We start from the raw sequence: 25,711 nt of genomic DNA on the forward strand, positions 1-25,711 counted from the left end.
CGTTTTAAAGCCCCCGGGCCAGGCAGCCATCCTATGTAAAAGCAGGTGAATTGGATCAATGAAGGCAAGCACCTATAGCGATGTGAGAACCATCCGTAACACTGGGATCAAATCGGTACGGACGGATCCTTACAAACTGAATCAATTTCATGATGAGCTAATGACCGAAGTGATCCAACTGGCCACTCAACGGACAATTGACCAATATGGCGCTCCCCCCTCCCCATTTACGTTTTTTGTAATGGGGAGTGCGGGGCGTTTTGAACAATCCATTTGGAGCGATCAAGATCACGGGATTATTTTTGCCGAATCATCCCAAACGGCACAAAACTATTTTTTGAGATTGGGAGAAGAAATTGCAATGGGACTTTTTCTTGCCGGTTATCCTTATTGCGACGGCGGCGTCATGGCAAAAAATCCGCTATGGTGCAAATCCTTTTCCAATTGGAAAAAACAGCTCATCGACTGGATCAACGAGTCGACATGGGACTCAATCCGTCATCTGCTTATTTTTACCGATGCGAGGCCGCTGTTCGGTCACATGCAGAATGTTGCCGATTTGAAGCAGTTTGTTTTTCAAGCTATCCATCAACAGCACCGTTTGCATCGTATCTGGGAAAATACAATTTATCTAAAAAAAGGGCTCAATGCCCTTGGCCAATTTTTAGTGGAGGAGCACGGATCACACGCAGGTATGCTAAATCTAAAAGAAAGAGTGCTAATCCCCTATATTAATGCCGGCCGGCTTTTGTCATTGATCAATAAATCTGAAGAGTCCTCCACCCTTTCCCGTTTAAAGGGGTTGGGGGAGGATGGTTTTATCAGTGATTTTTCAAGGCTTCTGGAGATCAGGCTTCTGTATGGAGACCATAGCAGCTATAATTCAGGGCATTATTTGCCGGTCGAATCGCTGCCCAAAATAGACCAAAACCGTTTAAAGGAAATAATCAAACACGGTGCCAACTTGCAAAAGAAAGTACGGAAACTACTCGAAAAGGGAGATCGTTATGGGAATGAATGATCTATTTCAATTCTTCAAGCAAATGTCCGGCAAGCTAGGTTCAAATGTATACGCCGGGGTTCAAAAGCCATCGACACCACAGCACCATTCCTTCTTGCGGCAGCTCCAAAGAGAATTGAAAGAGGAGAATCCGATTTACTGTCCGCTTGAGGAATTACCCGTTGTTATTTTTGATCTTGAAACAACTGGCTTTTATCCTGAAAAAGGTGATCAGATCATTTCCATCGGCGCCGTCAAAATGACAGGAAGTGAAATTGAGACTGGCGAACCCCCCTTCTATTCGCTGATTTACCATGACCGGCCGCTTCGAACAGAGATTGTCGAACTGACGAACATCCGAAACGAAGATCTTGCCGAAGCCCCGCCTGCAGCTGATGTGCTCCTTCACTTTTTTAACTATGTCCAAAGCCGCGCATTGATTGCCCATCACTCCAGTCATGAAAAAGCATTTATGCAAAAAACAACTTGGGATTTGTGGCGGAAGAGATTGGATCATCGAATTATTGATACCTCCCTTTTATCCCAGCTTGGTAAGTCTTCCCAAACAGCGCTATCGCTTGAAGAAGCCTGCCGTGAATGTGGGGTGGAAATTAAAAACCGCCACAATGCTTTGGGCGATGCGCTGATGACAGCCCGTATATGGGGGGGTTATTTAGAAAAAGCGCGGGGAATGGGCTGTAAAACTTTGCTTGATGCCTATAGCCATTTAGCAAAACCCCGCTGACGTCCATCCCCCTCCCCCCGTTATTCGCCCTTTTTAAAAAAATTTCAAAAAATTTTTTCTCAACTCAACGTTTGTATACCAACGATGTAAACGCTATCACGTGTTCTAACTGTTTAGAATAGTCTGATATTTGTTATTGACCGTGCTTCGTAATGGTTGTATGATTATCGACAAATAAAACTTTTGCATTTTAAAAAACAGTCAGATAAAAGGAAAAAGAAGCTCCTTTTACACTTGCATTTTACTCATTTAACGCGGTTTTACATGAAAGAGGAGTGGTTGTTTTGGGAAGTCAGTGGATTTTTCTTGGCGGCCAATTCGTCAAGAAAGAAGAGGCAGTTGTTTCGGTTTACGATCATGGGTTTTTATACGGGGATGGCGTATTTGAAGGAATCCGCGTCTATGATGGAAATATTTTTAAATTAGAGGCCCACTTAAAAAGGCTTTATGAATCGGCTCAGTCGATCATGATACAGATCCCCTATTCAAAGGAAGAAATGACTCAATACATCGTTGAGACGATCCGCAAAAACCAACTGCAAACCGCGTATATACGGCTTGTTGTTTCTCGGGGTGTTGGGAATTTGGGACTTGATCCTCGTTCCTGCTCCAATCCGCGTGTCATTATTATCGCGGAAGAATTGTCAATGTATCCGAAAGAGTTTTACGAGCGCGGCATAAGGATCGCCTCTGTTGCAAGCCGCCGGAATCGTCCGGATGTCTTAAGCCCGCAAGTAAAATCGTTAAACTACTTAAATAATATTCTTGTAAAAATCGAAGCTACACAAGCTGGTGTCGATGAAGCGCTGATGCTGAACGACCAGGGGTATGTCACAGAAGGATCCGCAGACAATATTTTTCTTGTAAAAAACGGAACCCTCTTTACTCCCCCCGTTTACTTAGGGGCATTGGAAGGCGTCACCCGAAATGCAATTATCGAAATTGCCAGAAAGAATGGCTATGAATTAAAAGAAACACCTTTTACAAGACATGATGTCTACACAGCAGATGAAGTTTTTCTGACAGGCACAGCGGTTGAAGTCATCGCGGTCATTGAAGTTGACGGCCGCACAATCAGCGACGGCATGCCAGGAAACGTCACCAAGTATTTACTAGAAGAGTTCCGCCGGGTTGTCACAACAGATGGTGTTCCATGCTATCCGTTTGAAGCAAACAAGGCAGTAGGAAGTTAGAGGAGGCATTCGAAAGTCATGCGAAGCGATATGATCAAAAAAGGAGTCGATCGCGCTCCCCACCGAAGTCTTTTATACGCAACAGGGGTCAAAACAAGTGATCTGGATAAACCGTTTATCGGGGTTTGCAACTCGTATATCGATATTATCCCAGGTCATAAGCACCTCAATCATTTTGGAGAAATTGTCAAGGAAGCGATTCGCGAAGCAGGCGGTATCCCGTTCGAATTTAACACGATCGGCGTCGATGACGGAATTGCCATGGGTCATATCGGCATGCGCTATTCCCTTCCAAGCAGAGAAATCATTGCCGACAGTGCGGAAACCGTGATCAATGCTCACTGGTTTGACGGTGTTTTTTACATCCCAAACTGTGACAAAATCACACCGGGAATGTTGATGGCTGCCGCAAGAACCAATGTTCCAGCTGTTTTCGTATCAGGCGGTCCAATGGAAGCCGGTGTTTCGTCCACAGGGCAAAACCTCTCGCTTGTTTCCGTGTTTGAAGGTGTAGGGGCATATCATCAAGGCTCCATCAGCCAGCAGCAGCTCCTCGACATTGAGACCAATGCCTGTCCGACTTGCGGTTCATGCTCAGGAATGTTCACAGCCAATTCGATGAACTGCCTCATGGAGGTTCTCGGCATGACGGTTCCCGGCAACGGAACAATCGTTGCCACATCAGAAGAACGGCATGAATTAATCCGGAGAGCGGCAAGGCATTTAATTGATTTAGTGAAAAACGATATTCGCCCGCGCGACATTCTGACAAAAGAAGCTTTCGATAATGCTTTTGCCCTCGATATGGCAATGGGCGGCTCAACCAACACCGTTCTTCATACTCTAGCCATTGCTCATGAAGCCGGCATCGAATACGACTTGAAAGAAATTAATCGAATTGCGGAAAAAGTTCCATATCTGGCAAAAATCAGCCCTGCTTCCGACTATTCCATGCAGGATGTTCACCGGGCTGGCGGCGTTAGCGCGATTATCCATGAACTTTGCAAAATCGACGGCTTAATGAACAAGGAATGCATTACCGTTACAGGGCAAACCCTTTATGAAGCCGTGCAAGATGCAGAGATTTTGGATGAAAAAGTGATCCGTCCGAAAGACAATCCGTACAGTCCTGTCGGTGGTCTCTCCATTCTTTACGGCAATTTGGCACCTGATGGCGGCGTCATCAAAGTCGGTGCAGTGGATCCGTCGATAAAAAAATTCCTTGGTGAAGCGATTTGTTTTGATTCACAAGAGGAAGCCCAGGCAGGAATTGATAATGGAACCGTCATGCCAGGCCATGTTGTTGTCATCCGTTACGAAGGGCCAAAAGGCGGACCGGGAATGCCGGAAATGCTGGCTCCTACCTCCGCAATCGCCGGACGGGGACTGGATAAAGAAGTTGCATTAATTACCGATGGCCGATTCTCCGGCGCAAGCCGCGGCATCTCAGTCGGGCACATTTCACCAGAAGCCGCAGAAGGCGGACCGATTGCTTTCGTTCGCGATGGTGACCCAATCATGATTGACTTGGAAACCCGCTCGATCGAATTGTTTGTCGATGAAGCGATTTTAGAAGAACGCCGGAAATCATGGATAAAACCTGAGCCAAAAATCAAATCTGGCTATCTGGCGAAATATGCAAAACTTGTTACTTCTGCGAATACTGGCGGTATCATGAAAATTTAAAATGACTTGAAAAATCGATGACGGGAATAAAGGAATGGATCCATGTATTTACAGAGAGCCGGGGTTGCTGGAAGCCCGGTAATACAACCCTTCTGACATCCTCCCTGAGTGTTGAGCTGAACGTATTCGTCTCTAGTAGGCTCAATCAGGTGCGCGAATCGGCACCTGTTACCAAAAGAAGCGGCTCTTGTTTTGCTTAAAGTTCCGCTTCATAAGGCAGTATTCGTGAGGATGCTGTGAAATCGGGTGGTACCGTGAAAAGGAAGACCTTTTCTCCCCGTTTATTCTGCTAATGGATCAGTTGGCAGGCTATTCGGGTCGGAAAAGGTCTTTTTCTATTCCCCGGATCCATTTAGTCAAAACTGCTAAACGGTTTTAATAAGCCAGCTGCATGCTGAGTTTTTTAAATAGTTCAATTTTAATTAGGAGGGATTACGAACGTGAAGGTAGAAGCAAAGCAGGAAGTCGAAACCAGGCCAGCCGTAAAAACAGGAGCAGATCTTCTCATTGAATTGTTGGTTGAAGAAGGTGTCGAATTCTTATTTGGATATCCAGGCGGAGCCGTCCTGCCAATCTATGACTCTATTTATCGTGCCAAAGGAGCCATTGAACATGTTCTCTTCCGCCACGAGCAAGGATCCATTCATGCGGCTGAAGGCTATGCACGCATCACTGGGAAACCGGGTGTCGTAATCGCCACCTCAGGACCCGGGGCTACAAACCTTGTGACCGGGATCACGGATGCGATGATGGACTCCCTGCCACTCGTTGTTTTCACCGGTCAGGTGGGACGGAATGTAATTGGAACCGATGCCTTTCAGGAAGCGGATATTATTGGCATTACAACCCCGATCACAAAGCACAACTACCAAGTGCAATCAATCAGCGACTTGCCGCGGATTGTAAAGGAAGCTTTTCATATCGCTTCGACCGGTCGGCCAGGTCCAGTATTGGTTGATATTCCAAAAGACATCTCAGCTGGAGAGGTACCTGAGCAACGCAGCGATGCAAGTTTTCAACTTCCGGGATATCAGCCAACGATTAAACCGAATCCTTTGCAAATTAAGAAATTGGCCGATGCCTTATCAAAAGCAAAGAAGCCCGTTATTCTTGCCGGTGCAGGTGTATTGCATGGGAAGGCATCAGCCGAATTGACTGCATTTGCTGAAGCACACCAATTGCCGGTTGTCACCACACTGCTAGGTCTTGGCAGTTTCCCAGGCGGCCACCCTCTTTCTCTTGGAATGGGCGGCATGCACGGAACCTATACCGCAAACATGGCTTTGTATGAATGCGACCTATTAATCAATATTGGTACCCGCTTTGATGACCGCCTAACAGGTAATTTAAAGCATTTTGCTCAAAAGGCGAAAGTGGCGCATATCGATATTGACCCTGCAGAGATTGGCAAAAACGTTCCGACGCAAATACCGATTGTCGCGGACGCAAGAGAAGCGCTGGCGAGCCTGCTTGATCAGGCCCAGAAATCACCGGACCATCAAGAATGGCTCGATACATTAAAACAATATCAGGAACAGTACCCACTTTGGTATGACACTAATCAAAACGGCATTTCGCCGCAATGGCTCGTTCAAGCAATCCATAAAGTAACAAACGGTGAAGCCATTGTAACAACAGACGTTGGCCAGCATCAAATGTGGGCTGCCCAGTACTATTCTTTCAGCGAACCAAACCGCTGGGTTACATCAGGCGGACTTGGAACAATGGGCTTTGGCTTCCCTGCTGCAATCGGCGCCCAATTTGCCGCACCGGAAAAAATGGTGGTTTCAATTGTCGGTGATGGCGGGTTCCAAATGACAATGCAAGAACTTTCGGTCATCCAGGAACGAAAAATGCCAATCAAAATTATCATTCTCAACAACGGTTCCCTTGGAATGGTTCGCCAATGGCAGGAAGTATTTTATGAAGAGCGCTATTCCGAATCCATTCTTTACTCGCAGCCAGACTTTGTAAAACTTGCGGAAAGCTATCAAATTCGCGGGGTGAAAATTGATACGAAAGAAGATTTAATTACGGCACTACCTGAAATTTTTGCCTATGACGGTCCAATCGTTGTAGATTGCCGTGTTCTTCCGTTGGAAAAAGTGTATCCAATGATCGCACCCGGAAAAGGGCTGCACGAAATGATTGGGGTGAAACCATGAAACGAATCATAACAGCAACGGTTCAAGACCGCAGCGGCGTTTTAAACCGAGTTACCGGCCTATTAGTTAGACGGCAATTTAACATTGAAAGCATCTCCGTCGGTCCAACCGAAATCGCAGGCATTTCCAAAATGACGCTTGTCGTTGAAGTGGAAGACGAGCAACAGCTTGAACAAGTAACAAAACAGCTTAATAAGCAAATTGATGTTTTAAAAGTTTCTGATATTACCGACAAAGCCATTGTCGCAAGAGAACTGGCACTGATTAAAGTATCAAGCTCCGGCCAGCTTCGCAGCGAAATCAACGGAATCATTGAGCCATTCCGGGCAACCATTATTGATGTCAGCCGCGATAGCCTGGCTGTCCAAGTAACTGGAAAGCCGGATAAAATTGATGCTTTAATTGAGCTGCTTCGCCCATACGGGATCAAAGAGCTGGCAAGAACAGGATTGACTGCCTTCCTGCGCGGGCAGCAGCCGCAAGTTTCAGAGTTACCTTCCTATTCACAAATAAAATAATTCTATTTCGAGAGGATGAAGTTAAAATGGCAAAAGTACTTTATAACAGTAATATTCAAGAAGAGGTTTTAAACGGGAAAAAAATCGCAGTCATCGGCTACGGTTCTCAAGGTCACGCTCATGCACTCAATTTAAAAGAAAGCGGCTTTGATGTCGTTGTCGGACTAAGAGAAGGAAAATCATGGAACAAAGCAGTTGAAGATGGGGTCGAAGTTCGTTCAGTCGCTGAAGCAACAGCGGCAGCCGATGTTGTTGTCGTTCTTCTTCCAGATGAGCAGCAGCCAAAAGTTTACGAAGAAAGCATTAAAGAAAACCTGCAGCCTGGCAATGCACTTGTTTTTGCCCATGGTTTCAATATTCATTTTACGCAAATCGTTCCACCAGCAGATGTTGATGTCTTCCTTGTGGCACCAAAAGGCCCGGGACATCTTGTTCGCCGGACATACACAGAAGGCGGCGGCGTTCCTGCTTTATACGGAATCTATCAAGACTATACCGGAAAAGCAAAAGACATTGCCCTTGCATATGCAAAAGGAATTGGCGCCGGTCGTGCTGGAATCCTTGAAACAACGTTCCAAGAGGAAACCGAAACCGATCTCTTCGGTGAGCAAGCGGTATTGTGCGGCGGGCTGACCAGCTTGATTAAAGCCGGATTTGAGACATTGGTTGAAGCAGGCTACCAGCCAGAAGTTGCCTATTTTGAATGCCTCCATGAAATGAAATTAATCGTTGACTTGATTTACGAAGGCGGACTTGAAAACATGCGCTATTCGATTTCCGATACTGCTCAGTGGGGTGATTTCGTTTCAGGCCCGCGCGTTGTTACAGAAGAAACGAAAGCTCGCATGAAAGAAGTATTGAAAGATATTCAAACCGGTGTATTTGCGAAAGGCTGGATCAATGAAAATCAAGTAAACCGTCCGCAATTTAATGCGATCAATCGTGCGGAAAACAAGCATCAGATTGAAGTGGTCGGCCGTGAATTACGTGCATTAATGCCATTTATTAAACAATCTGTCACGAAAAAGGAAGTGGTGGCGAATGGTTCACGTTAATGTTTTTGATACAACATTGCGCGATGGTGAGCAGTCTCCGGGTGTGAATTTAAATCAGCTCGAGAAAATTGAGATTGCCAGACAGCTGGAGCGTTTTGGCGTGGACATTATGGAGGCCGGTTTTCCGGCTTCCTCCCAAGGGGATTTTGAATCAGTAAGAGCGATTGCCCGGACGATTAAAAATGCTTCCGTTACCGGTCTTGCCCGTGCAACGAAAGCCGACATCGATGTTTCCTGGGACGCGTTGAAGGAAGCCGAAGAGCCAAGGCTTCACTTGTTTCTCGCTACCTCCCCGATTCACATGAAATACAAATTGAATAAAACGCCTGAAGAAGTAATGAATTTAGCAGTCGAGATGGTTTCTTATGCGCGAAAAAAATTCCCGCAACTTGAATGGTCTGCAGAAGACGCTTCCCGATCCGATCTTGATTTTCTCGTAAAAATTATTGAAAAAGTGATTGATGCCGGGGCAACTGTGATTAACTTGCCTGATACGGTCGGCTACGCCACACCCGAGGAATACGGTTCTATTTTCAAATATGTGAAAGAAAACGTGCCAAACATCGACAAGGTGATCTTGTCTGCCCATTGCCATGATGATTTAGGGATGGCAGTTGCCAACTCCCTTGCAGCGATTCAAAACGGGGCGACACAGATTGAAGGAACAATCAACGGGATTGGCGAACGTGCCGGCAATGCTTCGCTTGAAGAAATTGCCGTTGCTTTAAACATCCGCAAAGACAACTATCCCTATACAACAAACTTGGTTCTAAATGAAATCAAGCGTACAAGTGACCTCGTCAGCCGCTTTACCGGCATGGCAATCGCACCCAACAAGGCAATTATTGGAAAAAATGCATTTGCTCATGAGTCGGGTATTCATCAGGACGGCGTTTTAAAACACGCCTCCACATACGAAATCATCACTCCTGAACTTGTCGGCGTGAAATCAAACAGCCTAGTGCTTGGCAAACACTCCGGTCGCCATGCTTTTAAAGACAAAATCGAACAAATGGGCTTTCAGCTGTCTGCTGAAAAATTAATGGAAGCATTTGTTACCTTTAAGCAGTTAACAGACCGGAAAAAGGAAGTGACTGATGAAGATTTGTTCGCGATTTTAACGGATGTTCAAACCGAAGTAATGGATGTGAAAAAATACGAACTTGTCGCTTTCCAAGTGCAATATGGCTCGGCAAATCTGCCAACTGCAACGGTTGCGCTGACAACGCCGGAAGGCATTCGCGTCGAAACAGCTCGCACAGGGCAAGGCAGCGTTGAAGCCCTGTGCAACACGTTGGAGGCATTGGTAAAAGAAGAAATCCACCTGACTGACTTCCAATTAAACTCAATTGGTCAAGGCCGGGATGCACTGGCCGAAGCACATGTAAAAATGACGGTTAACGGAACGCCTGTCCGCGGACGCGCCTCTGCACAGGACGTACTGGAAGCATCCGCCAAAGCGTTTTTAAACGCAGTCAACCGCGTCTTTTTCAATCAAAAAATCGCCGCCCAAGAAACGGCGTTAACTTAATCTTCGGGAAGATCTGCGGATAGGTTCTATTTTTAGCAGAATCAACAACAAAAATGTCATTCATTTTTAAAGGAGATAACAAGCAAAATGGAAAAACAAATCGTTTTACTTCCAGGAGACGGGATCGGCAGAGAAGTCATTCAGTCGGCTAAAGAAGTGCTTGAGGCCGTTGCCGAAGAATTTCAACATTCATTCAGCTTCGAGACCCATGAAATCGGCGGAGCAGCCATTGATCTATATGGCAGTCCCCTTCCCGAGTCAACCGTAGAGGCGTGCAAAAAAGCCGATGCCGTATTGCTCGGTGCCGTCGGCGGGCCAAAATGGGATCAAAACCCTTCCCATTTGCGCCCGGAACGCGGCTTATTGGGAATCCGCAAAGCACTCGATCTATTCGCCAATTTACGACCAATTAAGGGATTTAAAAACTTGCTGCACGCCTCTCCATTAAAAGCAGAAATTGTAAATGGCAGCGATCTGCTGATTGTCCGTGAACTGACGGGCGGCCTCTATTTTGGTACGCCAAGCGAAAGACGAGATGGCGGAAATGCCGTTGTCGATACCCTCTACTATACACGCAAAGAGATTGAAAGAATCGTTGACAAAGGCTTTCAAGCAGCCCAGCAGCGACGCGGCCGCCTTACTTCCGTCGATAAAGCCAATGTTCTTGAATCAAGCAAACTATGGCGCGAAGTCGTGGGAGAAAAAAAATCACACTACCCGGATGTAGTGGTCGATCATATTTTAGTAGACGCCGCCGCAATGAAGTTAATCACCAATCCTTCGCAGTTTGATGTCATTGTAACCGAAAACTTATTTGGCGATATTTTAAGCGACGAAGCTTCCGTGTTAACCGGCTCGCTCGGCATGCTTCCTTCCGCCAGTCTGCGGGAAGACGGTGTTGGTCTTTACGAACCGGTTCACGGTTCCGCACCGGATATTGCCGGTAAAGGCATTGCCAATCCAATTGCCATGATTCTATCAGCAGCCCTAATGCTTCGTTATTCCTTCGAGCTTGAAAATGAAGCAAAATTAATTGAAGAAGCCGTTCAAGCCACACTGGATGCAGGCTACCACACCGGTGATCTTCAAGTGACGGACGGCAAGCTTGTCGGTACGGTTGAAATGACAAAATTGATTGTCGACTATATCAAAACAAGGGTGCATCAAAGCGCATAATAGGTTATGGCGGATATGCTTGAGATCATCACACATATTCCTAATTCATTCAGTGTGCGAAATGACATGTAACAGCATATAGACTATCGATCATAACGATGGGCGGTTTAATGCCGTCCATTCTTTTCAAAAATCTTTAAAACGTGAGGAATGAAATTATGCAGAAACCAAAAACAATTATTGAAAAAATTTGGGAACAGCATGTTGTCCATCAAGAAGCCGGAAAACCTGATTTGCTTTATATCGACCTGCATCTTGTCCATGAAGTGACCTCTCCTCAAGCGTTTGAGGGATTAAGATTAAATGCCCGCAAAGTACGCCGGCCAGACCGTACATTTGCGACAATGGATCACAATGTGCCGACTCGTGATCGCAGTGTAATCAAAGATGTCATCTCAAAAACACAAATCGACACGTTGAAAAAGAACTGCGAAGAATTCGGCATTCCGCTTGCGGATATTGACCATCCCGATAACGGGATCGTCCATGTCATCGGGCCGGAGCTTGGTCTTACCCAGCCTGGCAAAACAATTGTCTGCGGCGACAGCCACACTTCAACCCATGGTGCCTTCGGCGCGCTCGCATTTGGCATCGGCACAAGTGAAGTCGAACATGTTTTGGCAACCCAAACCCTTTGGCAGGCAAAACCGAAAACATTAAATGTCAAAGTTAACGGAAAACTGGGGACGGGTGTCACAGCCAAGGACTTAATTCTCGCCATCATCGGCAAGTTCGGCGTACAGTTTGGTACAGGCTATGTCATTGAATTCACCGGTGAAGCGATTCGTTCTCTCTCGATGGAAGAGCGGATGACTGTCTGCAATATGTCGATTGAAGCAGGGGCCAGAGCTGGCCTGATTACACCGGATGAAACAACTTTTGCTTATTTAAAAGGAAGAAGATTTGCCCCTCAAGGGGAAGCATTCAAACAAGCGGTAGAGCGCTGGAAAGAACTTGCCAGCGATGAAGGTGCTGTCTATGACGCTGTTGTTCAAATTGAAGCGGCTGAAGTGGAACCGCAGGTAACTTGGGGAACCAACCCTGGAATGTGTCTGCCAATCACCGCATCAGTTCCCAATCCAGCTGATGCAGAATCAACCAATGAAAAGGATGAGATCAAACGCGCCCTTGAATACATGGGACTTGAAGCCGGACAGCCGCTTTCAAGCGTCAAAATTGATCATGTGTTTATTGGTTCCTGCACCAATTCGAGACTAAGCGATCTTAGGAAAGCTGCCGAAATCGTCCGCGGCCGCAAAGTCAATCCTGCTGTGACAGCGATCGTCGTTCCCGGCTCCTATAGTGTCAAATTGGCTGCGGAAAAAGAAGGACTGGATGTTGTTTTTACAGAAGCTGGTTTTGACTGGCGCAATGCCGGCTGCAGCATGTGCTTGGCGATGAACGATGACATCGTACCGCCGGGAGAGCGCTGCGCTTCTACTTCCAACCGCAATTTTGAAGGGCGCCAAGGCAACGATGCCCGTACGCACCTAGTCAGCCCGGAAATGGCAGCAGCCGCAGCAATTGCCGGCCATTTTGTCGATGTCCGCCAATTTTCTTCTCAAGTAGTGAATTCCTAGGAGGTATTGATTGCAATGGAACCGTTACGCACACATACAGGCCTTGTCTACCCATTAGACCGGACAAATATTGATACTGACCAAATTATTCCGAAACAATTTTTGAAGCGTATTGAACGGAGCGGCTTTGGCCAATTTCTTTTTTACAACTGGCGTTTTGATAAAGACGGAAATCCCCGTCCTGATTTTTCCTTAAATGATGAAAACTATCAAGGTGCTTCGATCATGGTTGCGGGCGAAAACTTCGGCTGTGGATCATCGCGTGAACATGCCCCATGGGCAATTCAAGACTACGGCTTTAAAGTCATTATTGCTCCTAGCTTCGCGGACATTTTTAAAAACAACTGTGTGAAAAATGGCATTCTCGCCATTCAAGTCAGCGAAGAGCAAAAGCAGCAGCTCGTAAAAAAAGCGGAAGCCGGATCATACACACTTACCGTTGATCTTGAACAACAAGTTGTTTATGATGACGAAGGCTTCAAAGTCACCTTTGACATCCCAGAATATTCGAAACAAATGCTCCTCAACGGCTGGGATGAAATTGGCGTTACCTTGAACTATGAAGCTAAAATTAAGCAGTATGAATTAGCACATCAATAAAAGTGCAACTAAAAAACCTTGCTGTTCCTTTTGGAGATAGCAAGGTTTTTGAATATTTGATAATATAATTGGTCAACCTTAATCCATAAAGTAGTGCCCGCCTTTTCGACCAATTGAGTAGTAAAAAATAAAGATTTACGTTATTTTAACCCTTTATGAGTTTTAGGCAGAGACAATCACATCTGATGGATCAATTTTAGTAACTGAGGTCATGTTCATTGCTTCCATTACACTTTGTATACGTTCAATAGTCGCACCATAATATTCATTTCTCTCGTCTCTAGATATTTGTGAAGGTGAAACCCCAAGTTTAGCTGCTAATTCTTGTTGTGTCATACCGATATATATTCTATATGCAATTAAAGTTTTTCCTAACATTTTAAGATTGATTACAGGAGTAAATTCTCCTCGCTTAATTTGTTCGTAATACTCCACTTCTTCTTTAAGTTGTTCATGAAAAGAAATATAAGGTTGTATAGCTAGCTCAATATGCTCCGGATCTAATCCCATTTCTTCTAGTTTTTTTGTCTGTTCTTTAATAAATAATTTATCTTGCTTCAACTTTTCTACAGCTTCTTTATACGCCTGTTCTGTTTTAATCATTAGGTTTCTGCTCCTTTACTTAATGATTTTTACAATTCCTTTGGGTCTATATGTATCATTATAACTCCCCCCAATTGGCATTTATTATTTATCATTTTAGTTAACTTAACATATTTGTTAATTTAATCATAGCATTAAAAAAGAATGTGATCAAATTTAATTTGAATATTATTGCTATTTTTTATATCCCCTGAATCCGCCGTTTTTTGTATGGCATTTGAAAGATGCGATTGTTACAAAATTTAAAAAAATTTACCCATGAGCTAAAGGCTGAGGTGGACTATAAGTGCCACAAACGTGCAATTTATATTTAATAAAGTCCTTATCAAATGGCAAAATAACTATATATGAGGGATGTTGCTGGGTATATTATAGACAAATAATCTATATAGTAAAATAGTAAAAAAACCGTCTAGTGCAGCGACGGTCTGGCATTATATGGTTTCCTCTAAGGGGAGCCATCAGTTGGGTATTTTACGCGCGTGCTGCGCTTCTATTCAATAATTTTTCCTTAAAGGCTGAAATGGCAATTGAGCTGACCAGCCAGAGAACGAGCCCAAGGAGTATACTAAAAAGCCATTGATGGCTCAGCTGCAAGGAAAGAAAAACGGTAATGACGCAAACGACGCCGCCGATCATTCCAAACACGGAGCCTTTGGCGATTTTGGCTGCCTTCACTGAGCCTGAAGCAAGCCCCATCATCAAAACGGCCGTCAGCATCACTGCCGGAAAGGCGGCAAAAATACCCGCCAGTATTTTCCACGGCGACAAAACCGTCACCAAATAGCTGACCATTACGGCCGTTCCGCCCAACAAAAAACGAACAAATAAGTCTAACATTGATGTCCACCTTCCTATGATTGCGAAGTAATTAACACAACAACCATTGAAACAACAAACCAAATCACCATTGAATGCACCAGGCCGCGCTTCCACCCTTTTGGTATCAGAAATCCGGCAATGACGGCGATTAAAATATTAATCATCATGCCAATAATGGCTCCCTTGGAAAGGATCAGCGAACGGGCAATCAGTTCATTCCCTTGAAAATCCAGTCCGATGGTCAAAAGGGCTGCAAGGTAAACCGCCGGAAAGGCGGCAAAAATCCCTCCCGCTTTTTCACCTAGCTTTCTAGCAATAATCGTGGAAGCAACAACGGCTGCTCCCCCGAGAATAAATCGAATCAGTAAGGCACTAATCGAGATGCTCGACATTTCTTTCCACCTCTTACTAATAGTTGTTTTTGTGATACATTTCACAAATTCTGTTACCCCTATTTTAGCGCATTTTTATCGTCCTCCGTGTGAACATTTTTTTACCATTTTCGAAGCGTTTTCAATCTAGATGTTCAAACCAAAAGGCGCTGGAGCTAGATTCAGGATCCTTATGCAGGGTATCAACAGTGTGAAAATTTTTAATTTCCAAGACGATGAAAAAAGCATTTGCATAAAACCTTGCAAATGCTTTTCCTTTCTTATTCCCATTTAAACGTATACGTTGTTTTCGATGTATACGTTTGTCCTTTTTCTAACACAATCGAAGGAAATTCTGGATGATGAATCGCATCCGGCAAACCTTGAGTTTCCAGGCAAAGTCCTAAATGCCTTCTAGCGCTGCCACCATTGATTTTTAGATCATCTGAAAGCTGGTTGCCTGTGTATAGAACAACACTTGGGGCATCTGTCTCAATCAGAAGCTTGCGTCCGCTTTCCTCATCAACCAAAACGATTTTGCCATCGAGCAAAAATGGATGGTCATAACCCCCGCCGGCCAAAACGTTTTGCGGTGCCATTGACTCTGCCCCATCTTTGATTTTCCGGCCATTCCGAAAATCAAAAACAGTGTCTGCCACATCGACGAACTTCCCTGTCGGCAACAGCTCCTCGTTTAACTCAAGAAATTGATTGCTTTCCATTTGCAGAACATGATTCAAAACATCACGTTTCAAATCGCCGCTCAAGTTAAAATAAGAATGGTTGGTTAAATTGATCGGTGTGGTCTGATCTGTATTGGCTTCATATTGAATCGCAAATTGATTTTGATTGTTTAAGGTATATGTTACTTGTATGGTTGCGTTGCCTGGATAGCCCTCCTCACCATCTGCGCTTATGTATGAAAAGCGAATCCTCACTTCATCCTTCGTTTCAAATGTAGTTGCATCCCACATTGCTTTATGAAATCCATTTGGCCCGCCATGCAGATGGTTGTTGCCATCATTTTTTTTCAATTGATAGCTGGTGCCTTCAAGCTCAAATTGGGCTCCTTTTATTCTTCCAGCTACCCGGCCGATTACAGCGCCAAAGTATGGGGGATTTTCCAAGTATTCTTCCAAAGATTCAAAGCCAAGTACGATATTTTCGCTCAATCCATTTCGGTCAGGCATAATTACTTTGGTGATGATGCAGCCTAAATTGATGCAGGAAATTTCAATCCCATTGTCGTTCTTCAGTGTATATTCAATGATCTCTTTTGTGTCGGCCATGCCATATAGTGTTTGTGCTATTTCCACTTTCGTATTCCTCCCTGTTATCCTAGTTATCTATTTTTTTACTTTTAATGGACTTGTAGCAAGATTCTACTGCTTCCATGTTGCGAATGGTTTTTTCTGGAGTGTAGGCTGTTTCCGTTTGATCAACGATCGCTTGCGAAAAATGCTCAATTTCCAGTTTATAAAGGTCGGCTGTCCATTTTTCTTTTCGAACAACCTTCTCGGTCTGGATAATAATTTGTCCTAAACCGCCATAGAGATCCGGACGAAATGCACGCGGAACAATAATTCGTCCTTTTGTGCCAACGATTTCATATTCCTGCCTTGAAGCCATGTCAATACTGCAGCTAAACATGGCAGGGATGCCATTTTGCAGTTTCATATAAACGTTTGCGGTTAAATCCACCCCTGTTTTCGGATCGAGTTCTGCATACGCTTCCACTTCTGCCGGTTCTGATTGAAGAAAAGTACGAATGGCATGAATGCAATAACAGCCAACATCGTAAAGGCTGCCTCCGCCCATTTCTTTTTTCATCCGGATGTTTGTTTCTTTGTCTTCTAAGAAGAAAGAGAAACTTGAGCTCATGAATTTCACTTTGCCAATTTCCCCCGAAGCGATTATTTCACGAACACGTTGATGCTGCGGATGAAACTGGTACATAAACGCTTCCATAAACGTCACTTCTTTTTCCCGGCAAAAGTCGACCATCTCTTTTGCTTCTTCTGCATTTAGTGCAGCCGGCTTTTCACAGAGGATATGCTTTCCTTGTTTTGCTGCCTCGATTACCCATTTTTTGTGGAGGTGATTTGGAAGTGGAATGTAGACAGCATCGATTTCTTTATTTTGCAGGAGTTCTTCGTAACTGTTATAAAAAGTCGAAATGGAAAAAGTCGCTGCCGCTTCCTTTGCCTTTCCGCTTGTACTGGAAATAGCTGTTATTTCGGCATTTTCAGCTCTTATGATTGCAGGGATTACTTGCGTTTGTGCAATATTGGCTGTGCCCAATACTCCCCATTTGATCTTCCTCATAGCGCTCATCCTCGATTCAAATTGATTTCAAGGTTGCTCGTTCTTTCTTTGTTGTCCCTATTATAGCATTCTGCTGAGCAAAAATCGAACTTTATTAATTTATTTTATAAAGGGTGGTAAAAAAATTTTGCGATGAACTACAATCATCAGCGCGTTTCTCTCAAGTTGACGTGCATCAGCATTTATCAAATTTCATTTGCGAGGAATTGAATGAATTTCTCAGTGTCCGGGTTCGCTCAAATTTCGACTCCTCGGGCCTTGAGCACACCTCTCAGTGACCGCTTTCGCTCAAATTTCGGTTTCTCGGGCGTTGAGCCACTCTCTCAGTGACCGTTGCTTTCATGCTTATCCTGAAGGTGGTCGACCAGTTTTTCTGCCGCTCTTCGATACAAGTTGCTCATGTGGACCAGTGAAGCAATCGTTAAAACTGGCTCAAATGTGGCTTTTTCTGACTCATTTTCAAATTCCTTAGCCGCTGCGCTGAGATCCTTTTCCTGTTGTGTCAAAGCTTCTTTAAAATCAGCCGTATTTTTAGAAATTAACTGAAGGTAACTAGAATAAAAATCATCCAGTTTGAAACTCCCTTTTTCGGCTTTCTCATTGATTCCGCTTAATGCCCCTTTAATATCATTGATGGATAATGCCCCTTTTAGCTGATAGATTAAGCTGATGAGAATTAAGTGCTCCTTCGAATACTTTTTATTTTTAATCGGAAAAAGCAGTTTGCCTTTGGCATAGTTATTGATCATTGTTTTCGTCAAAATTTTTTCATCAGGTGTTCGTTTCGATTCCGCAAACTTCTTTTCAAATAATTGAATGACCTGATCCATATACAAGTCAATCGAAGGAATTTCATCTAACGGAAGCTGACCTTCAAGATCAAGCTTTTCAAAAATTTCCTGTAATTTGTCCATACAGAGCCCCAATCCAATCGTTTTATTTCATTATATAAAAAATATCCTATCCGGTAAATATTGACTATGTTTTGCTTTGTTGGTATGATTGTATGTAGTATTAAAAACCACATATTGCGATTGGAGGATTTACAATGACCAAATATATTCGGGAGCCGATCAACGGACTGACCCATTTAGCGGGAGCAGTTCTTGCAGTCGTCGGATTGCTGGCAATGGTGATGAAAGCTGTAACTACCACCCATTCGGCATTGGCTGTTACATCTGTGGCAATCTTTGGCGTCAGCATGATTTTGCTTTATTCCGCATCTGCGACCTACCACATGGTAATCGCGAAAGACACAGTCATTGCTTTTCTGAGACGTCTTGACCATGCAATGATTTTTGTGTTAATTGCCGGCACCTATGCCCCTTTTACATTGATTAGCTTGCAGGGCGCAACGGGTTGGGTGTTATTTTCCATTATCGCTGTTTCTGCTGTTCTTGGCGTTCTTTTTAAAATGATTTGGTTCAACTGTCCTCGCTGGCTGTCGACAGCCATCTATATCGCAATGGGCTGGATGATTATTTTTGCGATTGCGCCGCTTTCCGGTCCGCTTCGCACTACAGGAGTGTTTCTCCTCATTCTTGGCGGGATTTTTTACACGATTGGCGGAATAATCTACGGACTTAAGCCAAAAATCCTCCAATTCAAACAGATGGGATTTCACGAAATCTTTCACATTTTTATTTTGCTCGGAAGCTTGGCTCATTTTCTATCTGTATTTTTATATGTAATATAAGCAAAAGGTGCCTATAAAGCACCTTTTATCATTTTATATAATACAATTGCATGGTTATACACCGGGTCCTTCGCCCCGTATAGAAGGGTAACCGGTTGATTTTTGGCCCGCTCTTGCACCGTTTCAACAGCAGCCATTTTTTCAGGATCACTCCGGAGTTCTTCTAAATACTTTTCACGGAATTCTGCAAACCGATCCGGTTTATGACAAAACCACTTGCGCAGTTCGCTGCTTGGGGCAATATCTTTCAGCCAAAGGTCCAATTTGGCATCAGCCTTTGCCATCCCGCGCGGCCATAGCCGGTCCACCAAAATTCGAAAGCCGTCTGCTTCATCATATGGTTCATAAATTCTTTTTAAAAATAGATTATCCATGTTGAAAGCCCCACCTTAATCTTCGTCTTTAACGTCCATATCCTCGGGAATGGGCTCATTCGCTATTTCTTCGACTGCCTTTCGATATTTTTCAAGCTGTTGAAAATGATTGTTAAATTGTTCCTTGTTAACAAGAACATTGCCTTCTCCGTCCCGAACTACTCTTATTTTCCCTTGCAAAATTAAACTTTCTACATACGGTACGGAGACCGATAAGTATTCAGCGGTTTCCTCAATTGATAAATACATGTACACGTTCCTCCGCGCGGTTTAAAAATTTACGTCACGACCTCTAATTTGTAACCGGTTTGTTGAAATAGCTTTTCACTTGTTTCTCGTTTTTCTTCCTCATCCGGTAACGAGGCAAGCTTGACAGCTACAAGCTGTTTGTCCATATGAATGGATGGATTTTTCTTTAACACCCATGTTCCAGGAATCACGTCTTGGGCAATCCGAATGATTTCATTTTGTTTCGGATTCTTTGCATATGTTACAGGCATGCCAATCCGATACGATAGCTCCTCCATATCAGCTTCATGGCGGAGGGCGATTTCAGGTGAAACAAAATGAACTTCCATACCGGTTTGGCCATTTTGCTGTTTAAAACCTGTTTTATAAATGGTCATGTTGCGATCAAGCGCCCATTTTTTTGCTTCTTCAATCGCCTGGTTATTCTCAAGCTTTTTGGTAGAGGTTTTTGCCTGAAACCATTCCTTCGATTCTCCATTTGCAGCACCAGGTGATTCTCCTTTAAATTGTAAATGGAATCCTGTTCGTTCCTTGAAGTCAGACATTATTTTTTCAGCATCTTCCGGCCGCTCACTTGGCACAACTACTTTTCTTTCAAGAAGATGAATGGATGGCGAGCTGATTGAAGTTCCCAATAATGTTACAAGCTGTGTTTGTAAAAGATCTTGTCGTACAGAATCGGAGAAACGAACCAGCCAGCCTGTTTCGTTTTTCACTTGCGAAAAAATTTCTTTTCTCTCTTTTTCTGAGACAGCATCGGGAAAATCAAAATAAATGGTGATTCTTTCTTCTTTTGTGCCAAGATCATCAACACCGCAGCGAAGAAACCGAGGATGATCGGCTAAAAGGGTGCGAACCGTTTCCATTGCGGCTGCTGGGTTAAGTTTCAACCCTTGAACCGGCAACTCAAGACGAGTAAGCTGAGCCTTGATAGCTGGATTGATTTTATAATAGACAATCCCATTTTGCAGGAAACGATGATCAGTAGCCAAACTCTGCAAAGCTATGGATGCTGCCAATTGTTCCTCAATGCTTTTGAGATGTAAAATTTCGCAAACTTCACTCAGAGACAAAGTCTGATTCGGGAGGTCGTTCCAATCAATTTTTTCAAGCAAAGGACGTGTGAAACTTAGAACTTTGCCAGTTCTCTCACTTAATTCCTCCATTGATCGATTCCAACCGCCAATCGTCTCTGCCACCTGATCGACCGGAAGCTTCAGCTGTTTGCCTTTGAGTGTCAGGCAGTTAAACGAATTGGTCTTTGGCTGGAACCCTGTGCAAATTGCCAGTTTAACACTCGGTTCATTTTCCGGCCGATAAAGCAATACTTTCCCTATCTTTTCTCGATACCTCAACGCTAAGTCACTCAGGTGATACCTTTTTCCAACTACCCCACGACCAGACTTTCGCTTTTCAAACGGGTAGGTTTGGCCATTCTCGACTAGTATCGGATTGAACCTTTGCTCAATCAATTCTGCCATTCTTCCTCTGGCATCATCATCCCCATGGACGAGTAAGGTGTAGGTCGGTTGAAGCATCTCAATGAACCGCTTCATTTCATTTGCATCCGCGTGAGCTGACAAACCGTATTTTCCGATCCGACATTTTACCTCATAGCTTGTCCCATTTAATTCAAGCTGATTTTCAACACCGTCTGCAAGGTTGAGTAATTTTCTTCCTGGACTTTCCTCATCTTGATAGCCGGTTATGAAAATGGCATTTTTTTCATTCGTCACGATTTTTTCCGCATACCATGAACTTGCCCCACCGGTCAGCATGCCGGAAGAAGCGACAATGCAGCCAGCCTTGCCTTTTAAAACCGCTTCCCGCTCTTTTGGCTGAACAGCGTTGCACCGGCCTTCTGTTAAAAAAACATCCCCATGTTTTGCAATCCGATAGGCAACAGGTCCTTTTAAAAAGTGTGGATAGTTTTTATATATTCTACTGATCGGTGTGACGAGACCGTCTACATAGATCGGAAATTCGGGAATAAGTCCTTTCTCCATATAATCTTGCAATACCAATAACACTTCTTGGGCACGGCCAAGCGCAAAAGCCGGAATAAGCGCGAACCCCCCGCCCGCAACTACTTCGGCTACATCCTCCGCAAGTCTTCTCTCTTCTGTATTCCGATCGGTGTGTGCCCGGTTTCCGTATGTTGATTCCATCACAACTACATCTGGATGAAGATCATGCGGGACTTGGGCTCCTGGAATGGTTCGTCCGGCCTTGAAACTTAAATCACCGCTGACAAGCAGCCGTTCACCGCCTCCTTCGATCAAAAACATCACGGCACCTAGTATATGCCCGGCTCGAAAGCTGGTGATTTTCAAATTCCCAACCCTTAGATATTCACTTGCTGGAAAAAGAAGAACAGCAGAGAGTACTGCATTTACCTGATCTTCCGAATAGGGCGGCAAGGTATTCGTTTCGTGTGCGCGCTGTTCTAAAATTTTAGATGAATCTTTCATCATTATCTTCATTAAGTCCGCCGTTGGTGGTGTGGCATAGATCGGAACAGACGGATAGAGCGAATGAAGAATGGGCAAAGCCCCAATATGATCGGCATGGGCATGTGTGACAAGGATAGCTTCAGGATCTTCAAGGTGCTCCAGCATCCCAAAAGCAGGGAGTAACTCATCACCGTGCATTCTCATCCCTGCATCAATGATCAGGTTTGTATCTGCCATGTTGATATGCAAACAAGAAGCCCCGACCTCGCTCCCGCCACCTAAAATACTCACGTTCACGTTTTTCACCTCTGAAAAAATTATATGCGATTTCCCATCATTTTGGGATCGAAGTTATGCGAACTTTTTTACGAAAACTCACCAATCAGATTGTTTGCGGCCGGTGGTCGAGGAAATTCTGATAGGCAAAACCGCGAACCTCTTCTTCTTTAAAATGCTTTAACAGCGTATTGATAAAGTTTTGCGTTTTTGACGCATCCTCCAAGCCGGCAACAAATGTTGAAATCCCGTCAAAATCCGAACCGAATCCGATTTGCTTTACACCGCCGAGTGAGCAAAAATGATCAATATGCCGGATTAAATCCTCCGTCGTCGCCATGCCAACGGCTTTTACAAAAGGTGGATGGTAAACAACATGGACCATTCCGCCTTTTTTGAACATCGCTCTTGCCTGTTCATCGGTTAAATTCCGCGGGTGGTTGCAAAGTGCTTTCGCGTTTGAATGGCTGGCAATCGGGTACTTCGCCAGCTCAATGACATCCCAAAAAGCTTTCTCACTCAAGTGTGAAACATCGGTTAAAACTTGATTCTCGTTATTCAATTTCACGACGTCTTTTCCAAAAATGGTTAGCCCGCCGCCGCGCGGTTCACCGGCTCCATCGGCTGCCAAATTCGCATTATTCCAGGTTAGCCCAACCGAACGGACGCCAAGTCGATAAAGAGTACGCAGTTTCGCGAGGTCATTGCCAATCGCATCGACTCCTTCGAGCGTCAGCATCGCGCCTATTTCTCCATCCTGCAGCCGATCAAAGTCAGACCAATCTTTTAGTTGCTTCATTTCTGGGTTTTTCCGCAAAACGTCTTCGTAAAAAGAATCCACCTGATCAAGTGCTGCCTGGAATTTTTGATCGGACTTGATTTCCGGCTCGATAAAAATGGCAAAGCATTGCACTTTCACTTCTCCTTGCTTGAGTCTTTGTTTATTTGTTTGAAGTTCAGGCGCATCAGCAAACCGCAGTGTTCCTTTTCCCTCCGATAGTTTTAGCAGTGCATCACAATGAAGGTCAATCACATGCATTCAAGCGGCCCCCTTTGGAATCGTTCTTATTTATCATATTAAGAATTGCTTTGATTCCTTTCAACTTTTTTCGGTTTTTTTGCCGGAAAAAGAACATGTTCAAGCAGCAGACACAAAATCAGTCCGACTAAAAGACCGTTGGCAATACCATTGCGCAGCCATGGCGCCACGCTTTCAAACGCGGATGGCGGCATAAACATCATGCCAATGCCGACCATTAACGAAAGCCCGATCACAAGCAAATTGCGATTGGACGGCTCCTGACCCATCAAATCGCGAATTCCGAAGCCAAGCATTTGCGCAAATGGTATAAAAAGAGAGGCATATGCTACTTCAAGCGGAAGCGTTGAGAAAAATCCGCCAATAGAAGGGAAAAAGCCAGTGACTAAAATAATGATGGCACCGATGATAAACGGATTTTTCTCTTTGATCCCGGTTGTGCTGATAAAACCGCCGGCAACCGACAATGGAATGACGCCAACGACGGAAAAAAGCCCGGATAAAACCAAACTGATCCCATTTCCGAAAATTCCCCGCTGATGCTCAATCGGCTGAATTTCTTTTTGAATTGCCATCCCAATGACGAGAATGCTGGCAATAACATTGGAAATCAGGACGACGCCAGTAATGACCGAGGTAAGGACAATGCCAAAATCAAATTGCGGTGTCCCCCAGCTAAAGATTTTTGGAAAAACGAACCATCCTGCAGATGCACTTATTTTGCTTGAAGGCATCAATCCAAATAAGTGAAACAAAAGCCAGCCGGCAGCGATCCCAATCAGCGGCCCCATGCTCCGCCAAATGCCGTTTGCTCTTAAGGAGATCATTAAAATGATAAATACTTCGATAAAACTAATGGCGGCGATCCGTCCATCGAGGTGCCCTGTGGACGTAACGCCCAACATGCTTTTGAAAAAAGATCCGCTCATTTGGCTGACAAGTAAGATTAAATAGACACCAGTGACAATGGGCGTGAACAGGTTTCGGATTTTTCCGATAATCGGCAAAAAGCTGAGAATGACCAGAAAAATTCCCGCACTCACCAAACCGAATTCAAGCTGTTGCAACAGCTGTCCCCGTTCTGTTGGTGCGCTCATGGCGCCAAGGAGAATAAAGAGGGCCCACCACATTCCAGCGCCGCCTTCAACAATTGGCAGCCGGTGGCCGAAAAACACTTGCACCAATGTGGCTGCCCCCGTGACAAATAGCATTCGCTGCATAAAGGTTGAGATGTCAGCAGGTGACATGTGGAAGGCCGCCCCTACCACAACCGGTACCGCGACAATGTTTGTCAGCATAAACACCGCCCACTGAATTCCTTGAATCCCTACTACCAGTTTCCCGCTTTTTTGACTTTGATCCATCATAAAACGTAACTCCTTCTTTATGGAAATCCTGCACATTCTTCCATTTTAGCAAAAAAACCAACAGGAGGTGGCGTTGAACGAACTTTTAGCCAATTTCGCCTACAAAACCCTCTGATTGGGGGACATTTTACCCCCTCTACTTGACCGGTTGATCAGGTATTTCTCTTTGGCGGGCTCTATGAACCGTTCTTATTGACCGTTCGATTAGGTTTTTCGCATTGGCGGGCTCTATGAACCGTTCTTATTGACCGTTCGACTGGGTTTTTCGCTTTGCCGGGCTCCATGAACCGTTCTTATTGACCGTTCGTCTGGGTTTTTCGCTTTGGCGGGCTCTATGAACCGTTCTTATTGACCATTCGACTAGGTTTTTCGCTTTGGCGGGCTCTATGAACCGTTCTTATTGACCGTTCGACTGGGTTTTTCTCTTTGGCGGGCTCTATGAACCGTTCTTATTGACCGTTCGACTAGGTTTTTCGCTTTGGCGGGCTCTATGAACCGTTCTTATTGACCGTTCGACTGGGTTTTTCTCTTTGGCGGGCTCTATGAACCGTTCTTATTGACCGTTCGACTTGATTTTTCGCCTTGACGGGCTCTATGAACCGTTCTTATTGACCATTCGACTGGGTTTTTCTCTTTGCCGGGCTCTATGAACCGTTCTTATTGACCGTTCGACTGGATTTTTCGCCTTGACGGGCTCTATGAACCCTTCTTATTGACCGTTCGACTAGATTTTTCGCCTTGACGGGCTCTATGAACCGTTCTTATTGACCGTTCGACTAGGTTTTTCGCATTGGCGGGCTCTATGAACCGTTCTTATTGACCATTCGACTGGGTTTTTCTCTTTGCCGGGCTCTATGAACCGTTCTTATTGACCGTTCGACTAGGTT

23 protein-coding genes are annotated in these 25,711 nt (G+C 44.5%); 12 read left to right on the forward strand and 11 right to left on the reverse strand.

The window, feature by feature from the left end; translation table 11 throughout:
• Nucleotides 1–58: 58 nt before the first annotated feature.
• The 11 genes from ACQYAD_RS02160 (at nt 59) to leuD (ending at nt 13,249) form a co-directional block, all read left to right on the forward strand.
• Nucleotides 59–1,021, forward strand: a complete 963-nt coding sequence (locus ACQYAD_RS02160) for a DUF294 nucleotidyltransferase-like domain-containing protein (protein ID WP_430235035.1) — start codon at nt 59–61, stop codon at nt 1,019–1,021.
• Nucleotides 1,014–1,745, forward strand: a complete 732-nt coding sequence (locus ACQYAD_RS02165) for an exonuclease domain-containing protein (RefSeq protein ID WP_430235037.1) — start codon at nt 1,014–1,016, stop codon at nt 1,743–1,745. Before ACQYAD_RS02160 ends, ACQYAD_RS02165 begins: the two co-directional genes overlap by 8 nt.
• A 284-nt stretch (nt 1,746–2,029) precedes the next feature.
• The gene (gene ilvE, locus ACQYAD_RS02170) at nt 2,030–2,938 is read left to right on the forward strand and encodes a branched-chain-amino-acid transaminase (protein ID WP_430235039.1); all 909 of its coding nucleotides are present in this window, start codon (nt 2,030–2,032) and stop codon (nt 2,936–2,938) included.
• 18 nt (nt 2,939–2,956) lie between these two features.
• The gene (gene ilvD / locus ACQYAD_RS02175) at nt 2,957–4,624 is read left to right on the forward strand and encodes a dihydroxy-acid dehydratase (protein WP_430235041.1); all 1,668 of its coding nucleotides are present in this window, start codon (nt 2,957–2,959) and stop codon (nt 4,622–4,624) included.
• Between the two features lie 440 nt (nt 4,625–5,064).
• The gene (gene ilvB / locus ACQYAD_RS02180) at nt 5,065–6,789 is read left to right on the forward strand and encodes an acetolactate synthase large subunit (protein WP_430235043.1); all 1,725 of its coding nucleotides are present in this window, start codon (nt 5,065–5,067) and stop codon (nt 6,787–6,789) included.
• Nucleotides 6,786–7,307, forward strand: a complete 522-nt coding sequence (gene ilvN, locus ACQYAD_RS02185; protein ID WP_430235045.1) for an acetolactate synthase small subunit — start codon at nt 6,786–6,788, stop codon at nt 7,305–7,307. Before ilvB ends, ilvN begins: the two co-directional genes overlap by 4 nt.
• 26 nt (nt 7,308–7,333) lie before the next feature.
• Complete coding sequence (gene ilvC, locus ACQYAD_RS02190; RefSeq protein WP_430235047.1) at nt 7,334–8,362, forward strand: ketol-acid reductoisomerase; 1,029 nt, start codon at nt 7,334–7,336, stop codon at nt 8,360–8,362.
• Nucleotides 8,349–9,893, forward strand: a complete 1,545-nt coding sequence (locus ACQYAD_RS02195; protein ID WP_430235049.1) for a 2-isopropylmalate synthase — start codon at nt 8,349–8,351, stop codon at nt 9,891–9,893. Before ilvC ends, ACQYAD_RS02195 begins: the two co-directional genes overlap by 14 nt.
• Before the next feature lie 87 nt (nt 9,894–9,980).
• Nucleotides 9,981–11,069 (forward strand): 3-isopropylmalate dehydrogenase, encoded by a 1,089-nt coding sequence (gene leuB / locus ACQYAD_RS02200; RefSeq protein WP_430235051.1) that lies wholly within the window; start codon nt 9,981–9,983, stop codon nt 11,067–11,069.
• A gap of 158 nt (nt 11,070–11,227) precedes the next feature.
• Complete coding sequence (gene leuC / locus ACQYAD_RS02205; protein WP_430235053.1) at nt 11,228–12,649, forward strand: 3-isopropylmalate dehydratase large subunit; 1,422 nt, start codon at nt 11,228–11,230, stop codon at nt 12,647–12,649.
• 15 nt (nt 12,650–12,664) lie between these two features.
• Nucleotides 12,665–13,249 (forward strand): 3-isopropylmalate dehydratase small subunit, encoded by a 585-nt coding sequence (gene leuD / locus ACQYAD_RS02210; protein WP_430235055.1) that lies wholly within the window; start codon nt 12,665–12,667, stop codon nt 13,247–13,249.
• 162 nt (nt 13,250–13,411) lie between these two features.
• On the opposite strand, the gene ACQYAD_RS02215 is transcribed toward leuD, so the two are convergent.
• The 6 genes from ACQYAD_RS02215 to ACQYAD_RS02240 all read right to left on the reverse strand — a co-directional run bounded on the left by ACQYAD_RS02215 (nt 13,412) and on the right by ACQYAD_RS02240 (nt 18,284).
• Nucleotides 13,412–13,852, reverse strand: a complete 441-nt coding sequence (locus ACQYAD_RS02215; RefSeq protein WP_430235057.1) for a helix-turn-helix domain-containing protein — start codon at nt 13,850–13,852, stop codon at nt 13,412–13,414.
• A gap of 474 nt (nt 13,853–14,326) precedes the next feature.
• Entirely contained in the window at nt 14,327–14,692 is a 366-nt protein-coding gene (locus tag ACQYAD_RS02220; RefSeq protein ID WP_430235059.1) for a DUF3147 family protein, read from the reverse strand.
• A 14-nt stretch (nt 14,693–14,706) separates the two neighbouring features.
• The gene (locus ACQYAD_RS02225) at nt 14,707–15,066 is read right to left on the reverse strand and encodes a DUF3147 family protein (RefSeq protein ID WP_430235061.1); all 360 of its coding nucleotides are present in this window, start codon (nt 15,064–15,066) and stop codon (nt 14,707–14,709) included.
• Nucleotides 15,067–15,326: 260 nt separating this feature from the next.
• Complete coding sequence (locus ACQYAD_RS02230) at nt 15,327–16,361, reverse strand: aldose epimerase family protein (RefSeq protein ID WP_430235063.1); 1,035 nt, start codon at nt 16,359–16,361, stop codon at nt 15,327–15,329.
• Nucleotides 16,362–16,383: 22 nt separating this feature from the next.
• Entirely contained in the window at nt 16,384–17,370 is a 987-nt protein-coding gene (locus ACQYAD_RS02235; protein WP_430235065.1) for a Gfo/Idh/MocA family protein, read from the reverse strand.
• 323 nt (nt 17,371–17,693) lie between these two features.
• Nucleotides 17,694–18,284, reverse strand: a complete 591-nt coding sequence (locus tag ACQYAD_RS02240) for a DUF1836 domain-containing protein (protein ID WP_430235067.1) — start codon at nt 18,282–18,284, stop codon at nt 17,694–17,696.
• A gap of 134 nt (nt 18,285–18,418) precedes the next feature.
• Here ACQYAD_RS02240 and trhA point away from each other — a divergent pair, with 134 nt between their 5' ends.
• The gene (gene trhA, locus ACQYAD_RS02245) at nt 18,419–19,066 is read left to right on the forward strand and encodes a PAQR family membrane homeostasis protein TrhA (protein WP_430235069.1); all 648 of its coding nucleotides are present in this window, start codon (nt 18,419–18,421) and stop codon (nt 19,064–19,066) included.
• 11 nt (nt 19,067–19,077) lie between these two features.
• On the opposite strand, the gene ACQYAD_RS02250 is transcribed toward trhA, so the two are convergent.
• From ACQYAD_RS02250 to ACQYAD_RS02270, 5 genes are all read right to left on the reverse strand, one after another.
• Entirely contained in the window at nt 19,078–19,440 is a 363-nt protein-coding gene (locus ACQYAD_RS02250; RefSeq protein ID WP_430235071.1) for a DUF488 domain-containing protein, read from the reverse strand.
• Nucleotides 19,441–19,455: 15 nt separating this feature from the next.
• Complete coding sequence (locus ACQYAD_RS02255) at nt 19,456–19,689, reverse strand: excisionase family DNA-binding protein (RefSeq protein WP_430235073.1); 234 nt, start codon at nt 19,687–19,689, stop codon at nt 19,456–19,458.
• A 29-nt stretch (nt 19,690–19,718) separates the two neighbouring features.
• The gene (locus ACQYAD_RS02260; RefSeq protein WP_430235075.1) at nt 19,719–22,433 is read right to left on the reverse strand and encodes an MBL fold metallo-hydrolase; all 2,715 of its coding nucleotides are present in this window, start codon (nt 22,431–22,433) and stop codon (nt 19,719–19,721) included.
• A 91-nt stretch (nt 22,434–22,524) separates the two neighbouring features.
• A complete protein-coding gene (locus ACQYAD_RS02265) occupies nt 22,525–23,457 on the reverse strand; it encodes a dipeptidase (RefSeq protein WP_430235077.1) in 933 nt (310 codons plus the stop codon).
• Between the two features lie 38 nt (nt 23,458–23,495).
• Complete coding sequence (locus tag ACQYAD_RS02270) at nt 23,496–24,824, reverse strand: purine/pyrimidine permease (RefSeq protein ID WP_430235079.1); 1,329 nt, start codon at nt 24,822–24,824, stop codon at nt 23,496–23,498.
• Nucleotides 24,825–25,711 lie beyond the last annotated feature (887 nt).

Origin of the sequence: Neobacillus sp. SM06 (assembly GCF_050496765.1) — a bacterium.
Lineage (GTDB): Bacteria > Bacillota > Bacilli > Bacillales > Cytobacillaceae > JAEVLT01.

Bases quoted from the DNA above. Each gene is read 5' to 3' on its own strand.
- ACQYAD_RS02160 (WP_430235035.1), top strand. From the start codon at position 59: ATGAAGGCAAGCACCTATAGCGATGTGAGAACCATCCGTAACACTGGG.
- ACQYAD_RS02165 (WP_430235037.1), top strand. From the start codon at position 1,014: ATGAATGATCTATTTCAATTCTTCAAGCAAATGTCCGGCAAGCTAGGT.
- ilvD (WP_430235041.1), top strand. From the start codon at position 2,957: ATGCGAAGCGATATGATCAAAAAAGGAGTCGATCGCGCTCCCCACCGA.
- ilvN (WP_430235045.1), top strand. From the start codon at position 6,786: ATGAAACGAATCATAACAGCAACGGTTCAAGACCGCAGCGGCGTTTTA.
- ilvC (WP_430235047.1), top strand. From the start codon at position 7,334: ATGGCAAAAGTACTTTATAACAGTAATATTCAAGAAGAGGTTTTAAAC.
- ACQYAD_RS02195 (WP_430235049.1), top strand. From the start codon at position 8,349: ATGGTTCACGTTAATGTTTTTGATACAACATTGCGCGATGGTGAGCAG.
- leuB (WP_430235051.1), top strand. From the start codon at position 9,981: ATGGAAAAACAAATCGTTTTACTTCCAGGAGACGGGATCGGCAGAGAA.
- leuC (WP_430235053.1), top strand. From the start codon at position 11,228: ATGCAGAAACCAAAAACAATTATTGAAAAAATTTGGGAACAGCATGTT.
- leuD (WP_430235055.1), top strand. From the start codon at position 12,665: ATGGAACCGTTACGCACACATACAGGCCTTGTCTACCCATTAGACCGG.
- ACQYAD_RS02215 (WP_430235057.1), bottom strand. From the start codon at position 13,852: ATGATTAAAACAGAACAGGCGTATAAAGAAGCTGTAGAAAAGTTGAAG.
- ACQYAD_RS02220 (WP_430235059.1), bottom strand. From the start codon at position 14,692: ATGTTAGACTTATTTGTTCGTTTTTTGTTGGGCGGAACGGCCGTAATG.
- ACQYAD_RS02225 (WP_430235061.1), bottom strand. From the start codon at position 15,066: ATGTCGAGCATCTCGATTAGTGCCTTACTGATTCGATTTATTCTCGGG.
- ACQYAD_RS02235 (WP_430235065.1), bottom strand. From the start codon at position 17,370: ATGAGGAAGATCAAATGGGGAGTATTGGGCACAGCCAATATTGCACAA.
- ACQYAD_RS02240 (WP_430235067.1), bottom strand. From the start codon at position 18,284: ATGGACAAATTACAGGAAATTTTTGAAAAGCTTGATCTTGAAGGTCAG.
- trhA (WP_430235069.1), top strand. From the start codon at position 18,419: ATGACCAAATATATTCGGGAGCCGATCAACGGACTGACCCATTTAGCG.
- ACQYAD_RS02250 (WP_430235071.1), bottom strand. From the start codon at position 19,440: ATGGATAATCTATTTTTAAAAAGAATTTATGAACCATATGATGAAGCA.
- ACQYAD_RS02255 (WP_430235073.1), bottom strand. From the start codon at position 19,689: ATGTATTTATCAATTGAGGAAACCGCTGAATACTTATCGGTCTCCGTA.
- ACQYAD_RS02265 (WP_430235077.1), bottom strand. From the start codon at position 23,457: ATGCATGTGATTGACCTTCATTGTGATGCACTGCTAAAACTATCGGAG.
- ACQYAD_RS02270 (WP_430235079.1), bottom strand. From the start codon at position 24,824: ATGATGGATCAAAGTCAAAAAAGCGGGAAACTGGTAGTAGGGATTCAA.